Raw genomic sequence first — 14,961 nt, 5'->3', positions numbered from 1 at the left:
TACCGAAGGGTGACGACTCCCTATGCTTGCCAATTACAACGATAAATACAAACAAGAGTCGCCTTGCATGCATGCCAATAACGGAGCCGCGCCCCGAGCGCCGGCCATCGCTTCGTCCGTCCCCGCACGACAGGAGGCCGGCGATGCCTGACGTCCACCTCGAGTTCTCCGGCGGTTCGATGATCGCGCTGAACACCATCATCGCCCTGATGATGTTCGGCGTGTCGCTGGAACTGCGCCGCGACGACTTCACCCGCATCCTGCGCCAACCCAAGGCGCCGGCGATCGGCATGCTGGTGCAGTTCCTGCTGCTGCCCGCCGCCACCTGCCTGCTGACCATCGTCCTGCCCATCGATCCGGAACTGGCGCTGGGCATGATCCTGGTCGCCACCTGCCCCAGTGGCACCTTCTCCAACATCATGACCTGGATGGCCCGCGGCAACGTCGCGGTGTCGGCCAGCGTCACCGCCGTCTCGGGGCTCAGCGCCGGGGTCTTCACCCCACTGAACTTCGCCCTCTACGCCGGCCTCAACCCGGCCACTCGCGAGCGCCTCACGCAGATCCACATCGACCCGCTGGAACTGGCCGGCATGGTGCTGCTGGTGCTGATCCTGCCGATGCTCGCCGGCATGGCCCTGGGCCGGCAAAGGCCGCAGCTGGCGCGCCGTCTGGAAAAACCGCTGCGACAGTTGTCGCTGCTGGTGATGATCGGTTTCGTCGGCATGGCCTTCGCCAGGAACTTCCAGCAGTTCATGGGCTACTTCCACCTGTTCTTCTGGCTGGTGCTGCTGCTCAACGGCACCGCCCTGCTGCTGGGCTATGTCTGCGCACGCCTGTGGCGGCTGCCGGACGCCGACGTGCGCGCCGTGACCCTGGAGAGCGGCATCCACAACTCGGCGCTGGGCATGGCGCTGATCCTCACCTTCTTCCCGCAGGCCGGCGGCATGCTGCTGATCGCGGCGTTCTGGGGCTGCTGGCAGCTATTCTCCGGCCTCGTGCTGGCGCAATGGTGGGCACGCCGCGAGCCACGGGACGCGCCGTTCTCCGTCGCCACCGAGGGCAACCGGTGAACGCGCCCGCCATCGCCCTGGGCGGCTTCATCCTGCTGGCCTACACCCTGGAGGCCGTGACCGGCTTCGGCAGCGTGGTGGTGGCGCTGTCCCTCGGCGCGCTGCTGATGCCGATCGACATGCTGCTGCCCATCCTGGTGCCGCTGAACATCGCCATGACCGGTTACCTGGTCGGTCGCCACTGGCGGCTGATCGACGGCGCGCTGCTGCTGCGCACCGTGCTGCCGGGCATGCTGCTGGGCATGGGCATCGGCTACCTGCTGCTGCCGCACCTGGACCCGCTGCCGCTCAAGCGCGGCCTGGGCGTGCTGATCCTCTGGTTCGCCGGCCGCGAGCTGTGGCGCCTGCGCGCCAGCGCCCCGGCACGCGGCCATACGCCAACCTGGGTGGTGCGCCTGGCCACCGGCGCCGCCGGCATCTGCCACGGCCTCTTCGCTTCCGGCGGGCCGCTGCTGGTCTACGCCCTGGCCACCCGGCCGCTGGACAAGGCGCGGCTGCGCGCCACCCTGGTGTGCGTCTGGTTCACCCTGAACGGCCTGCTGACCCTGGCCTTCCTCCTCGATGGACGCCTGCGCCCCGCCCTGCCGCAGGTGCTGGCCTATGCGCCCCTGCTGCTGCTCGGCGTCTGGCTGGGCGAGCATCTGCACCAACGCTTCGACGAACGCCATTTCCGCCTCGCCATCCACTGCCTGCTGCTAGTCAGCGGCACCCTGCTGCTGTCGCCCTGGAGCCTCCTGTGAGCTACGACATCATCATCAAGAACGGCCTGTACTTCGACGGCAGCAACGCCCCCGGCAGCCTGCGCCACGTCGGCATCAAGGACGGTCGCATCGACACCCTGAGCCTCAGCCCGCTGGACGAAAGCGGCTGCCCGGAAGTGATGGACGCCAGCGGCAACTGGGTCACCCCCGGTTTCCTGGAAATCCACTCGCACTACGACGCCGAGGTGATCGCGGCGCCGGCACTGAAGGAATCGGTGCGCCATGGCATCACCACCGTTTCCGTCGGCTCCTGCTCCATCAGCATGGTGCTGGGCGAGGCCGAGGACTGCTCCGACCTGTTCACCCGCGTCGAGGCCGTGCCGCGCGAACAGGTGCTGCCAATCCTGCGCGACAAGCGCACCTGGAAGGACGCCCGGGGCTATCGCGCCTTCTACGAGCAACAGCCGTTGGGGCCGAACCTGTGCTCCTTCCTCGGCCACTCCGAGCTGCGCGTGGCGGTGATGGGCCTGGAACGCGCCATCAGCGGTGCCAAGCCCACCGAGGCCGAACTGCAACGCATGGAGGAGCTGCTGGAACAGGCGCTGGACGCCGGCTGCTTCGGCCTGTCGGTAATGACCACACGGTTGGACAAGATGGACGGCGACCGCGCCTGGTCCAGCCCGCTGCCCTCCACCTTCGCCAGCTGGAAGGAATTCTCCCGCCTGTTCGCCGTGCTGCGGCGGCGCAACGCGCTGATGCAGGGCGCGCCGAATGCGGTCACGAAGATCAACGTGTTCGCCTTCTTGTACCAGGCCCACGGCTGGTTCCGCCGCCCGCTCAAGTGCTCGATGCTCACCGCGCTGGACCTGAAATCCCAGCCCTTCATGCACCGCGTCACCCGCGCCTCCGGCTGGGTCGCCAACCGCCTGCTGCGCGGCCGCTACCGCTGGCAGACCCTGCCCGCGCCCTTCGTGGTGCGCATCGAGGGGTTGAACATGAACGGCTTCGAGGAGTTCGGCGCCGGTGAAGTGCTGCGCGACATCAAGGACCCGGACGAGCTCTACACGCGCATCCAGGACCCGGTCTTCCGCGAGCGCTTCAAGAAGGACATCAAGGCCACCCTCAGCCTCGGCCTGTGGCACCGCAACCTGTCCGACTGCTGGGTGCGCGAATGCCCGGACGCCTCGCTGGTCGGGCGCAACTTCGAGGACATCGGCCGCGAGCGCGGCATGGATGCGGTAGACGCCTTCTTCGAGTTGGCCGGCCAGTACCGCAACGCGCTGAAGTGGACCACCTGCTACGGCAACCACCGCCCGCACGTCATGCGCAAGCTGCTGGCCAGCCCCTGGACCCAGCCGGGCTTCGCCGACTCCGGCGCGCACATCGCCTCCCACGCGCAGTACAACTTCCCGCTGCGCTTCCTCAAGTACGTGCGCGACGCCGAGCTCGAAGGCCAGGCCTTCATGGACACCGGCCACGCGGTACACCGGCTGACCGGCGAGCTGGCGGACTTCGCCGGGATCGATGCGGGCTACATCCGCGTGGGCGACCGGGCGGATCTGGTGGTGATCAATCCCGCCGGGCTGACCGATGAGCTGGACGACGTTAGCGAAGCGCCCATGGAAGGCATTGGCCTGACGCGGCTGGTGAAGCGCAATGATGCGGCGGTGGAGGCCACGCTGATCAATGGGCGCGTGGCGTATCGGCGCGAGAGTGGCTTCCCCGAAGCGCTGGGCAAGGAACGCCTGTTCGGCCGCTTCCTTCCAGGGCGGGATGTATTGAGCCGACCGCAGGAGGTTTCGGTCGGAGCACCAACATACGGCGGAGCGTAGGGCGTACAACGTTCGACGTTATACGCCGTTTGACTGTGGTTTCAGTCGCGCCAACTGACGATCAGGGTGTATCGGCGTACAACCGCGAACGGTTGTACGCCCTACGGATACACGGCCGCCCGCTCCACAGGCGGACGCCCAACCCGCCGAGATTGACGCCCTGACGCGCACTCACTAGAGTGCGCGCTTTCCTACGTACTCCGCTGTATCCGCACCATGACCCCGTTCTACCGCTTCGCCGACCCGTCCCTCGCCCTGCTGCGAGAGCCTCCGCGCGTACGCAAAGTTGATACCGTGCTGCGCCGTCGCCGCAGCGTGCTGTTTGCCTTCACCTTCTCCCCTCCCGCCGGCCGCTGAGCCGGACGCCGCGCGCTTTCGCGCAGGCTTTTCCGCATTCCGATTCCGCTCACCGGCACCGGCCGGCGAGCTCGTTCGCATGTGTTGGCCCCGCCGCTGGAACGCCGGGGCCGGAGAAGGTTTCCATGAACAATCCGACTTCCCTCAACAAACCGCTGCTGGCGGTGCTGCTGTTCGCCGTCTCCATCGTCGGCCTGAGCCTGGGCGCGACCCTGCCCCTGGTAGCCCTGCGTCTGCTGGAGAACGGCGCCAGCGCACTACAGATCGGCATCCTCTCGGCCGTGCCGGCGGCCGGCATGACCCTCGCCGCCGCCCTGGTCGACCGCCTCTGCCAGCTGATGAGCCGGCGCCGCCTGTATCTGCTGTGCTTCGTGCTGTGCACCGCGAGCACCGCCGCCATCGAGTTCAGCGGGCACTCCCTGTGGCTGCTGGGTATCGCCCGCCTGGCCCTGGGCGTCGGCATGGGCATTGCCATCATCCTTGGCGAGGCCTGGGTCAACGAGCTGTGCGGCGAGAACAACCGCGGCACCATCGTCGCGCTGTACGCCACCAGCTTCACCGCCTTTCAGCTGCTCGGCCCGACCCTGGTGGCCGTGCTTGGTGCGCAAACGCCCTGGGTGGTCGTACTGGTCAGCGCCGGGCACCTGATCGCGCTCGCCACCGTGGCACTGGCGATGCCCGAGGAAGGCATCCACCAGCACCTCGAGGAGCCGCGCAGCTTCTCCCTCGCCGGCTTCCTGCGGGTAGCGCCGGCGCTGTGCATGGGCGTGCTGTTCTTCTCCTTCTTCGACAGCGTGGTGCTGTCGCTCTTCCCGGTCTACGCCTCCAGCCACGGTTACGCGGTGGGCATCGCCGCGTTCATGGCGACCGTGATCCTGTTGGGCGACATGCTCTGCCAGTTGCCACTGGGCTGGGTCTCCGACCGCCTGGACCGCTCCACCCTGCACCTGGGCTGCGGCGTGGCGGCGATGCTGATCGGCCTCGCCCTGCCCTGGCTGATCGGCCAGCCGGCACTGCTCTGGCCGGCGCTGATGCTGCTCGGCGCGGTAGCCGGCGGTGTCTACACCCTGGCCCTGGTGCTGATCGGCCAGCGCTTCCGCGGCCGCGACCTGGTCACCGCCAACGCCGCCGCCGGCATGCTCTGGGGCGTCGGCAGCCTGCTCGGCCCGCTGCTCAGCGGCAGCCTGATGGACCTAGGCTCGCAAGGCGTGCCGGTAGCATTGGCACTGGCGGCAGGATTGTTCGTGGCCACCGCGGCGGCGTCGCTGCAGCGCACGGCGGCAAGGCTCGCCTGACGGCAGCGTCAAAGACAGAATGGCAAGATTCGTGGGGTGGCTGACGTTGCGGCCATCCCCCATCGCCGCCACACTCGCTCCATCCGTTGAACGAGGCTCACCATGGAATCGCTGCGCCAGATCGCCTGCCTGCTCTACCCCGAAGTGATGAGCCTGGATGTCACCGGGCCGCTGCAGGTGTTCGCATCCGCCAATGTCGAGCGCCGGCGCCAGGGGCTCACGCCAGCCTACGAGTTGCTGGTGCTCGGCGAACAGGCCGGGCCGGTGGCGACTTCGGCGGGCCTGCGCATCTGTGCCGATGCTGCGTGGCGTGACGTCGATCCCGCCACGCTGGATACCCTGCTGGTGCCCGGCGGCCTCGGCGTGGAAAGCCAGTGCCGGAACACCGATCTGCTGCACTGGCTGGCTCGCGCCGAACCCCAGGTGCGCCGGCTCGGTTCGGTGTGTTCCGGCGCGCTGATCCTCGCAGCCGCTGGCGTGCTCGACGGCCGCCCGGCGACCACCCACTGGGCGGACGTCGAGGCGCTGTGCGCAGGCTTTCCCGAAGTGCGGGTCCAGGGTGACCGCCTGCACACCTACGATCCGCGGCGTCGCGACGGTGACGATCATGTCTTTACCTCGGCCGGAGTCACCGCTGGCATCGACCTCGCGCTGGCGCTGGTGGAAGCCGACCTCGGTCGTGCCCTGGCACTGGCGGTGGCGCGGCGGCTGGTGATGTTCCTCAAGCGTCCCGGCGGGCAGGCGCAGTTCAGCCACTGGCTGACTCCGGAGCCGAGCCGCACGCCGCGTCTGGCGGCGCTGCTGGAATGGATTCCGGCCAACCTCGGGACCGACCTGTCGCTGGACGCCCTGGCGGAACAGGCCTGCATGAGCCCGCGCACGCTGTCGCGGGTGTTCATCAGCGAACTGGGCATCGGCCCCGGCCGCTATGTCGAACGGGTGCGTCTGGAAGCTGCGCGCTCGCTGCTGCAGGACGCCCAGGCGTCGATCAGTACGGTGGCCCGGCTGTGCGGCTTCGGCCATCCGGAAAACCTGCGCCGTACCTTCCACAAGCACCTGGCGATCAGTCCGCAGGAATACGCCGAGCGTTTCGGCCAGTTGCACTGACAACGACAACAATTCGCAAAGGACCTTGCCATGCTCGAACTTCGCCCCAACTGCGAATGCTGCAACCGCGACCTGCCTGGCGACAGCCCGGACGCGCACATCTGCAGCTTCGAGTGCACCTTCTGCACCGACTGCGCTGAACAGACCCTGCACGGCCGCTGCCCGAACTGCGGCGGCGAACTGGTGCCGCGCCCACGCCGCCCGCAGGAGAAACTGGCGGCCAACCCGGCCTCGACCCAACGGGTGCTCAAGCCCGCCGGCTGCCAAAGCTGAGGGCGCGCCATGCTGCTGCGCACCCCGGCGATCCGCCTGTTGTTCACCAGCCAGGCGCTGTACTGGTCCTGCTCGCTGATCGGCATCACCCTCACTTCGCTGGTCGGCGCCCAGCTCACGCCATTGAACAGCCTGGCCACCCTGCCCCTGGCGATCCTGGTGCAGGGCAACCTGCTGGCGGTGCAACCGCTGTCGTTGTTCATGCAACGCCACGGCCGCCGTCGTGGCTTGCTACTGGGGGCCGCCTGCGGCGTGCTCGGTGGGCTGCTCTGTGCGCTGGGCGTGTGGCTGGCGGACTTTCTGTTGTTCTGCCTCGGCGCGCTGCCCATCGGCGCCTACCAGGCATCGGCCATGTACTACCGCTTCGCCGCGCTGGAAGCGGTGGACGAGCCGCACAAGGGCCGCGCCACGGCCTATGTGATCGGCGGCGGCGTGCTGGCCGCGCTGCTCGCGCCGAGCCTGGCGCTGTGGTCGCGCAATGCGCTGCCGGCACCCTTCGTGGGCTCCTATCTGGCGATTGCCGGGCTGGCGTTGCTGGCCATCGCAGTGCTCAGCCGGCTGCCGGAAGGCGCGGCGCCCGCACCATCCACCGGTGGCTGGAAGGTCATGCGCGAGCTGCTGTCGCGTCCGGCGATCCGCGCGGCCATGGCCTGCACCGCCGCCGGCCACGGGCTGATGATCCTGATCATGAACGCCACGCCGCTGGCCATGAGCTTTTGCGGGTTGTCGCTGGAGCGCTCGGTGAGTGTGATCCAGTGGCACGTGCTGGGCATGTTCCTTCCCGCCTTCGTCGCCGGCCCGCTGGTGGACCGGCTCGGCGGGCGCCGTGTGGCCTGGCTGGGCATCGCCTTGCTGGCAGTGAGCGCGGCGGTAGCCCTGAGCGGACAGTCGATGGCGCAGTTCCTGGTCAGCTCGCTGCTGCTGGGCATGGGCTGGAATCTGATGCTGGTGGCCGGCACCACCCTGCTCGCCTTCGGCCACGCGCCCCAGGAACGCGGCCACGCGCAGGGCCTGATGGAGCTGGGCAATGGCAGCCTCGCGGCACTGATGTCCTTCAGCTCCGGAGCGCTGATCACCAGCATCGGCTGGAACGCGGTGAACCTGCTGGTGTGGCCGGTGCTGCTGGCTGCGCTGGTGATGCTCTGGTCGGGACGCAAAGAGTTGGCGGTCAACCTGTGAGCGCGGCGTGGCCGGGTGGATTTCGCGGATAGGATCCGGCCGCAGGCCGGCCCGGCTCGCGAGCCATACCCCAATCGACAGAGGCACAAACGAAAAAGGCGACCCGAAGGTCGCCTTTTCGCTGCTCGATCGCCGACTCAGTAGTAGGCGTTCTCGCGGTTGCTGTGGTCGGTGACGTCACGCACGCCCTTCAGCTCCGGGATGCGCTCGATCAGGGTCTTCTCGACACCGTCCTTGAGAGTCATCTCGACCGCGCCGCAGCCCTGGCAACCACCGCCGAAACGCAGCACGGCGATGTTGTCCTCGACCACGTCCACCAGGCTCACCTGGCCGCCGTGGCTGGCCAGCCCCGGGTTGATCTCGGTCTGCAGGTAGTAATTGATGCGCTCGGTCAGCGGGCTGTCCTCGTTGACCATCGGCACCTTGGCGTTGGGCGCCTTGATGGTCAGCTGGCCGCCCATGCGGTCGGTGGCGTAATCGACGATGGCGTCTTCCAGGAACGGCTCGCTGATGGCGTCGATGTAGGCGGTGAAATCCTTCAGGCCGACCGGGGTGTCTTCCGGCTTCTGCTCGCCCGGCTTGCAGTAGGCGATGCAGGTTTCGGCGTACTGGGTTCCCGGCTGGGTGATGAAGATGCGAATGCCGATGCCGGGGGTGTCCTGCTTGGACAGCAGTTCGGCCAGGTAATCCTGTGCGGCTTCGGTGATGGTAATAGCGCTCATGGCAACTCCTCGCAAACGTGGCGCCAGTTTACGCCATTCGGGGGTGAGGTAGAAAGCCCTACCATTTCAGTAGGAATAATTCGCAGCTGGCGGATCGGCTTTTCCGAGGATCAAAGGGGACGCCCAGTCTTTGCTCGCGAATCCAACCTCGCTGCGAGGCTGTTCGCGAGCAAGCTCGCTCCTACGGAGGCGGCCGATCAAAGGTTCTCGTAGCGATTCATGTCGAGAATCCCCGCCTCCACCGGCTCGGTCTCGCGCAGATAGGCGTCGAGGTCGTGGAAGTAGAACCAGAACTGCGGGTGGCTGCGGCGGATACCCCAGCGCTCCACCACCTTGTCGAAACCGCTCTGATCCTTGACCTGCTCCAGCGCGCGCACGAAATCACCCGCCTCGCTCGCCTTCAGATTGAACATGAAGTTCGGGTAGCTGGAGAGCACGCCGGGATAGATAGTCAGCGTATCCAGCCCCGGCTGATAGCGCAGCGACTCGCCCGCAATGAACGCGACATTGCTGTGGGCGCGGTTGCGCAGCACGGTGTAGATCTCTCGCTGGCCGTCGGGCAACTCCACTCGCAACAGGGTCGCCTCCGGGAACTGGTCGATCACCGCAAGCCCCGCCGCCGGGCGGCTGACCAGGCGGCTGAAGGCTTGCTCGGCATCCTGCAGCGGCACGGCGACGCTGTTGCGATAGCAGGCGCCGTCTCCACACAGGTTGATCGGATCGGGCCGCGCGTTGAGCGCCACATAGCGTTTGAGCAGTTGCTGGGCGAAAGCGTTCTTGGCGCCTGTTTCCGGCAGGAACAGCCCGGTCGGCGCGTCGCTGTCATTGTTGTAGTAGTCGGCCCACATCTTGAGTTTGCCGCTGTTCTGGTACCAGTCGTCCAGCAGCGGCTTGCGCGCGGCCACGGGCATCAGGCGCAGGAAGTTCTGCTCGGCGCCGTTGCGGATCAGGTCGAAATACAGCCGGGTCTGCGCCTGGTGGGCCACGTTGCCGTAGACATCGAAGTTCACCACCAGCCCGTAGTAGGTGCGCTCGAACAGCGGGTAGTCCAGCCACCAGATGGTCTGCGGTACGCCTCCGATCAACCCCTTGCGCACCGAGGCGCTGTCGTACTGGCGGAAGATGCTCAGCACGGCGTTGTCGTTGCCGGCCCAGATATCGGCCCAGGTTGGCGCCGGCGCATCATCATAGACATCCTGGCGCAGCGCCTCGTACTCGTTGCGCTTGTCGCGGTAGGCACGCCACTGCGAGAGCATGGCGCCCATGTCGTCGATCTGGCCCGGCAACGCAAGCAGCGGCGAGGCCTGGGCGCGGAAGTCCGGATCGGTGATGTAGCGATCGTGCTGCGGGTCCTGGAACAGTGCCCAGAAGTTGTCCCGGATCACGTCGGTGGCAATCTGACCGCGGCACACCGGCCCACGGATGAAGGTCCGGACAAAATACTCGGCATTGTCCAGCATGAACTGGTAGCGCGCCTCTGCCGGGATGGCGGCAAAGGTTTCGAAGGGGTTGGCGCGGTGCTGCAGGCCGTAGCCGGGGACCTTGTCGGTGCTCCAGTCGGTGCCATAGAACAGCTCCCGGGTACGCTCCAGCTTGGCCGGGTTGAGCGGATAGGTGATGTGCGTCTTGTGCACGATCACGCCCTGGATCGGCCAGAGACGGTAGTAGAAGGTATTGCCCGGATCGTCGTTCGGTCGGCGGGTGGCGATGGGGTCGATCGGCTGGCCACTGGGCGTGCGCGAGCGCACCAACTGGAAGAAATGTCCGCCCTGGCCATTCTCGGTGAAGTACAGGTGGGCCAGGAACAGGTGTTCGTAGAGCCAGCGCGAGACCAGGCTCTGGCGAGCGCCGGGCTGGTTCAGGAAGCTCTCCCAATCGTCGATCTGCCGCGCCTCGCCGGCGCCCGGCTGCCAGGCCTGCTCGTCCACCGGCGCGCCCTGGGCCAGCCAGCTCTTGATCGTCGAGAGCTGCTTGTCGGTCAGGCCGGTGACGGCGAAGGGCATGCCGCTGCGCGGGTTCTTCCGCACAAAGTCGTCGATGCTGTCGGGCGTCGGGCACTGGTTGGTGCGATTGATCGACAGGTCCAGGCCGTCCGGAATCTTTGCGTTGGGCACCAACGGGTGCGCATGCCCCAGGTCGATCATCCGCGCCATCAGCGCAGCCTGGCTGCCACGGCCATCGAGCACCGACCAGAAGTCCTTGCGCCGCCAGGCATCCGCGCCATGGGCATCGAGGAACAGGCGGGTGGTTTCCTGCGCCTTGGTGCGTGCGCCGTCATAAACCGGCAGCTTGTTGGCCCCACGCTGGGCGCCTTCGGCGGCGGTCAGGTTGAGCTGGCACGGCGAGTCGTAGCAGGCGTGGCAGGCCACGCACTTCTCGGTGAAGATCGGCTGGATGTCCTTGGTATAGGACAGGCCGGCGGCCTGGGAAAACGCGGAAAGCATCAGGGATGCGATGAACAACGTGAAGCGTGCTCGCCGGGACATGTAGGGCTCCAGACCTTCGGAATGGGCGGATTCTAGCGGGAACGCCGCTGCGGCGCTGCCTATCCAAAGGCAGAACATGAGAGATTTTCATGCAAATCCCCGCAAGCTCAAATTTTCCACAGCTTTGATATCATCAACGATCCATTGTCACGCCTCTTTCTAGGTACCTCCGATGTCCGATCGCGCCGCACGCCTGCAAGCCCTCCAGCAAGCCCTCAAGGAGCGCATCCTGATCCTCGACGGCGGCATGGGCACCATGATCCAGAGCTACAAGCTGCAGGAAGAGGACTACCGTGGCACTCGCTTCGCCGACTGGCCGAGCGACGTGAAGGGCAACAACGACCTGCTGCTGCTCAGCCGCCCGGACGTGATCCAGGCCATCGAGAAGGCCTACCTGGACGCCGGCGCGGACATTCTCGAGACCAACACCTTCAACGCCACCCGCGTCTCCCAGGCCGATTACGGCATGGAAGAGCTGGCCTACGAGATGAACGTCGAGGGCGCGCGCGTCGCTCGCCAGGTCGCCGACGCCAAGACCGCCGAGAACCCGGCCAGGCCGCGCTTCGTCGCTGGCGTGCTCGGCCCGACCAGCCGCACCTGCTCGATCTCCCCGGACGTCAATGACCCCGGCTTCCGCAACGTCACCTTCGACGAGCTGGTGGAGAACTACAGCGAAGCCACCCGTGGCCTGATCGAGGGCGGCGCCGACCTGATCCTGATCGAGACCATCTTCGACACCCTGAACGCCAAGGCGGCGATCTTCGCCGTGCAAGGCGTCTACGAAGAGCTTGGGATCGAACTGCCGATCATGATTTCCGGCACCATCACCGATGCCTCCGGCCGTACCCTGTCGGGCCAAACCACCGAGGCCTTCTGGAACTCGGTGCGCCACGCCAACCCGATCTCCGTCGGCCTGAACTGCGCCCTCGGTGCGAAAGAGCTGCGCCCCTACCTGGAAGAACTGGCGACCAAGGCCGGGACCCACGTTTCCGCCCACCCCAACGCCGGCCTGCCGAACGCCTTCGGCGAATACGACGAGACCCCGGCGCAAATGGCCGAAGTGGTCGAAGAGTTCGCCGCGTCGGGCTTCCTCAATATCATCGGCGGCTGCTGCGGCACTACCCCGCCGCACATCGAGGCCATCGCCAAGGCCGTGGCCAAGTACGCCCCGCGCGCGATTCCCGAGATTCCCCGCGCCTGCCGCCTGTCCGGCCTGGAACCCTTCACCATCGACCGCAACTCGCTGTTCGTGAACGTCGGCGAGCGCACCAACATCACCGGCAGCGCCAAGTTCGCCCGGCTGATCCGCGAAGAGAACTACGCCGAAGCGCTGGAAGTGGCGCAGCAGCAGGTGGAAGCCGGCGCCCAGGTGATCGACATCAACATGGACGAGGGCATGCTGGATTCGCAGGCGGCCATGGTGAAGTTCCTCAACCTGATCGCCTCCGAACCGGACATCTCCCGCGTGCCGATCATGATCGACTCCTCCAAGTGGGAAGTGATCGAGGCGGGCCTCAAGTGCATCCAGGGCAAGGGCATCGTCAACTCGATTTCCATGAAGGAAGGCGTCGAGCAGTTCAAGCACCACGCCCGCCTGTGCAAGCGCTACGGCGCCGCCGTGGTGGTGATGGCCTTCGACGAAGCCGGCCAGGCCGATACCCAGGCGCGCAAGGAAGAAATCTGCCAGCGCTCGTACGACATCCTGGTCAACGAAGTGGGCTTCCCGCCGGAAGACATCATCTTCGACCCGAACATCTTCGCGGTCGCCACCGGCATTGAGGAACACAACAACTACGCGGTCGACTTCATCAACGCCTGCGCCTACATCCGCGACAACCTCCCCTACGCGCTGAGCTCGGGCGGGGTGTCCAACGTGTCGTTCTCGTTCCGTGGCAACAACCCGGTGCGCGAGGCGATCCACTCGGTGTTCCTCTACTACGCGATCCAGAACGGCCTGACCATGGGCATCGTCAACGCCGGCCAGCTGGAGATCTACGACGAGATCCCCAAGGAGCTGCGCGACAAGGTCGAGGACGTGGTGCTCAACCGCAGCCCGGACGCCACCGAGGCGCTGCTGGCCATCGCCGACAACTACAAGGGCGGCGGCGCCACCAAGGAAGTGGAAGACGAGGAATGGCGCAGCCATAGCATCGAGAAGCGCCTGGAGCACGCGCTGGTCAAGGGCATTACCACCTGGATCGTCGAGGACACCGAGGAGTGCCGGCAGAAGTGCGCGCGCCCCATCGAGGTCATCGAAGGCCCGCTAATGTCCGGCATGAACGTGGTCGGCGACTTGTTCGGCGCCGGCAAGATGTTCCTTCCACAGGTGGTGAAATCCGCCCGCGTGATGAAGCAGGCCGTGGCCCACCTGATTCCCTTCATCGAGGCCGAGAAAGGCGACAAGCCGGAGGCCAAGGGCAAGATCCTCATGGCCACGGTGAAAGGCGACGTCCACGACATCGGCAAGAACATCGTCGGCGTGGTGCTGGGCTGCAACGGCTACGACATCGTCGACCTGGGCGTGATGGTCCCGGCCGAGAAGATCCTGCAGACGGCCCGTGAGCAGAAGTGCGACATCATCGGCCTCTCCGGCCTGATCACCCCGTCGCTGGACGAGATGGTCCACGTCGCCAAGGAAATGCAGCGGCAGAACTTCAGTCTGCCGTTGCTGATCGGCGGCGCCACCACCTCCAAGGCGCACACCGCGGTGAAGATCGACCCACAGTACAGCAACGACGCGGTGGTCTACGTCACCGACGCCTCCCGCGCAGTGGGCGTGGCGACCACCCTGCTGTCCAAGGAAATGAAGCCCGAGTACACCCGCAAACTGCGCGAGGAGTACGCGGAAGTGCGCGAGCGCACCGCCAACCGCAGCGCGCGCACCGAGCGCCTGACCTACGAGCAGGCCATCGCCGCCAAGCCGCAATTCGACTGGGCCGGCTACCAGCCGCCGGTGCCCAGCTTCACCGGCGTCAAGGTGCTGGATGACATCGACCTCAACGTGCTGGCCGAGTACATCGACTGGACCCCCTTCTTCATCTCCTGGGACCTGGCCGGCAAGTACCCACGCATCCTCACCGACGAAGTCGTCGGCGAAGCCGCGACCAGCCTGTTCAACGATGCCCAGGCCATGCTGAAGAAGCTGATCGACGAGAAGCTCATTCGCGCCAAGGCCGTCTTTGGCTTCTGGCCGGCCAACCAGGTCCAGCACGATGACCTGGAAGTCTACGGCGACGATGGCCACAAGCTGACCACCCTGCACCACCTGCGCCAGCAGACCATCAAGCCCGACGGCAAGCCGAACTTCAGCCTGGCCGACTTCGTCGCGCCGAAGGAAAGCGGCCTGAAGGACTACGTCGGCGGCTTCATCACCACCGCCGGCATCGGCGCCGAGGAAGTGGCCAAGGCCTACGAGGCCAAGGGCGACGACTACAGCGCGATCATGGTCAAGGCGCTGGCCGACCGTCTCGCCGAAGCCTGCGCCGAATGGCTGCACGAGCGCGTGCGCAAGGAATACTGGGGCTACCAGCCCGAGGAGCACCTGAGCAACGAGGCGCTGATCAAGGAGCAGTACGTCGGCATCCGCCCGGCGCCCGGCTACCCGGCCTGCCCGGACCACACCGAGAAAGGCACCCTGTTCAAGCTGCTCGATCCGAAAGGCCTGTCTGGCGTGACCCTGACCGAGCACTACGCCATGTTCCCGGCCGCCGCCGTCAGCGGCTGGTACTTCGCCCACCCGCAGGCGCAGTACTTCGCCGTGGGCAAGGTCGACAAGGACCAGATCGAACGCTACAGCGCGCGCAAGGGCCAGGAAATCAGCACCAGCGAGCGCTGGTTGTCGCCGAACCTGGGTTACGACAACTAAGTTTCGCCGGCAACACCACCAGCCCCTGAACCCTGGGCGGAGACACATCGTCCCGCCCAGGCGACCCGCCGCAC

11 protein-coding genes are annotated in these 14,961 nt (G+C 66.5%); 9 read left to right on the top strand and 2 right to left on the bottom strand.

The window, feature by feature from the left end:
* Positions 1 to 143: 143 nt before the first annotated feature.
* The 8 genes from ACNFBT_RS16615 (at position 144) to ACNFBT_RS16580 (ending at position 7,814) form a co-directional block, all read left to right on the top strand.
* Positions 144 to 1,070 (top strand): bile acid:sodium symporter family protein, encoded by a 927-nt coding sequence (locus tag ACNFBT_RS16615; protein ID WP_416751132.1) that lies wholly within the window; start codon positions 144 to 146, stop codon positions 1,068 to 1,070.
* Positions 1,067 to 1,810, top strand: coding sequence for a TSUP family transporter (locus ACNFBT_RS16610; RefSeq protein WP_416751130.1), 744 nt, complete (start codon positions 1,067 to 1,069; stop codon positions 1,808 to 1,810). Before ACNFBT_RS16615 ends, ACNFBT_RS16610 begins: the two co-directional genes overlap by 4 nt.
* Complete coding sequence (locus tag ACNFBT_RS16605) at positions 1,807 to 3,603, top strand: N-acyl-D-amino-acid deacylase family protein (RefSeq protein WP_416751128.1); 1,797 nt, start codon at positions 1,807 to 1,809, stop codon at positions 3,601 to 3,603. Before ACNFBT_RS16610 ends, ACNFBT_RS16605 begins: the two co-directional genes overlap by 4 nt.
* A 216-nt stretch (positions 3,604 to 3,819) precedes the next feature.
* Complete coding sequence (locus ACNFBT_RS16600; protein ID WP_416751126.1) at positions 3,820 to 3,960, top strand: hypothetical protein; 141 nt, start codon at positions 3,820 to 3,822, stop codon at positions 3,958 to 3,960.
* Positions 3,961 to 4,085: 125 nt separating this feature from the next.
* On the top strand, positions 4,086 to 5,255 hold the full coding sequence (locus tag ACNFBT_RS16595) for an MFS transporter (RefSeq protein WP_416751125.1): 1,170 nt from the start codon (positions 4,086 to 4,088) through the stop codon (positions 5,253 to 5,255).
* Positions 5,256 to 5,357: 102 nt separating this feature from the next.
* Positions 5,358 to 6,362 carry a GlxA family transcriptional regulator gene (locus tag ACNFBT_RS16590; protein ID WP_416751123.1) on the top strand — a complete coding sequence of 335 codons (1,005 nt, stop codon included), beginning with the start codon at positions 5,358 to 5,360 and terminating at the stop codon, positions 6,360 to 6,362.
* Between the two features lie 30 nt (positions 6,363 to 6,392).
* Positions 6,393 to 6,635, top strand: coding sequence for a DUF1272 domain-containing protein (locus tag ACNFBT_RS16585; protein WP_416751122.1), 243 nt, complete (start codon positions 6,393 to 6,395; stop codon positions 6,633 to 6,635).
* Between the two features lie 9 nt (positions 6,636 to 6,644).
* Positions 6,645 to 7,814 (top strand): MFS transporter, encoded by a 1,170-nt coding sequence (locus ACNFBT_RS16580; RefSeq protein WP_416751120.1) that lies wholly within the window; start codon positions 6,645 to 6,647, stop codon positions 7,812 to 7,814.
* Between the two features lie 137 nt (positions 7,815 to 7,951).
* On the opposite strand, the gene nfuA is transcribed toward ACNFBT_RS16580, so the two are convergent.
* Positions 7,952 to 8,536, bottom strand: a complete 585-nt coding sequence (gene nfuA / locus ACNFBT_RS16575) for a Fe-S biogenesis protein NfuA (protein ID WP_416751118.1) — start codon at positions 8,534 to 8,536, stop codon at positions 7,952 to 7,954.
* A 197-nt stretch (positions 8,537 to 8,733) separates the two neighbouring features.
* Positions 8,734 to 11,022, bottom strand: a complete 2,289-nt coding sequence (locus ACNFBT_RS16570) for a fatty acid cis/trans isomerase (protein ID WP_416751116.1) — start codon at positions 11,020 to 11,022, stop codon at positions 8,734 to 8,736.
* Positions 11,023 to 11,194: 172 nt separating this feature from the next.
* On the opposite strand from ACNFBT_RS16570, the gene metH reads away from it, so the two are divergent.
* Positions 11,195 to 14,887 carry a methionine synthase gene (gene metH / locus ACNFBT_RS16565; protein ID WP_416751114.1) on the top strand — a complete coding sequence of 1,231 codons (3,693 nt, stop codon included), beginning with the start codon at positions 11,195 to 11,197 and terminating at the stop codon, positions 14,885 to 14,887.
* Positions 14,888 to 14,961: the final 74 nt, after the last annotated feature.

Source organism: Pseudomonas sp. NY15181 (genome assembly GCF_048068055.1).
Classification (GTDB): domain Bacteria; phylum Pseudomonadota; class Gammaproteobacteria; order Pseudomonadales; family Pseudomonadaceae; genus Pseudomonas.
Note: the sequence above shows the minus strand (reverse complement) of the source record. Positions and strands in the feature narration are given on the sequence as shown.

Bases quoted from the DNA above. Each gene is read 5' to 3' on its own strand.
- ACNFBT_RS16600 (WP_416751126.1), top strand. From the start codon at position 3,820: ATGACCCCGTTCTACCGCTTCGCCGACCCGTCCCTCGCCCTGCTGCGA.
- ACNFBT_RS16595 (WP_416751125.1), top strand. From the start codon at position 4,086: ATGAACAATCCGACTTCCCTCAACAAACCGCTGCTGGCGGTGCTGCTG.
- ACNFBT_RS16580 (WP_416751120.1), top strand. From the start codon at position 6,645: ATGCTGCTGCGCACCCCGGCGATCCGCCTGTTGTTCACCAGCCAGGCG.
- nfuA (WP_416751118.1), bottom strand. From the start codon at position 8,536: ATGAGCGCTATTACCATCACCGAAGCCGCACAGGATTACCTGGCCGAA.
- ACNFBT_RS16570 (WP_416751116.1), bottom strand. From the start codon at position 11,022: ATGTCCCGGCGAGCACGCTTCACGTTGTTCATCGCATCCCTGATGCTT.
- ACNFBT_RS16585 (WP_416751122.1), top strand. From the start codon at position 6,393: ATGCTCGAACTTCGCCCCAACTGCGAATGCTGCAACCGCGACCTGCCT.
- ACNFBT_RS16590 (WP_416751123.1), top strand. From the start codon at position 5,358: ATGGAATCGCTGCGCCAGATCGCCTGCCTGCTCTACCCCGAAGTGATG.
- metH (WP_416751114.1), top strand. From the start codon at position 11,195: ATGTCCGATCGCGCCGCACGCCTGCAAGCCCTCCAGCAAGCCCTCAAG.
- ACNFBT_RS16615 (WP_416751132.1), top strand. From the start codon at position 144: ATGCCTGACGTCCACCTCGAGTTCTCCGGCGGTTCGATGATCGCGCTG.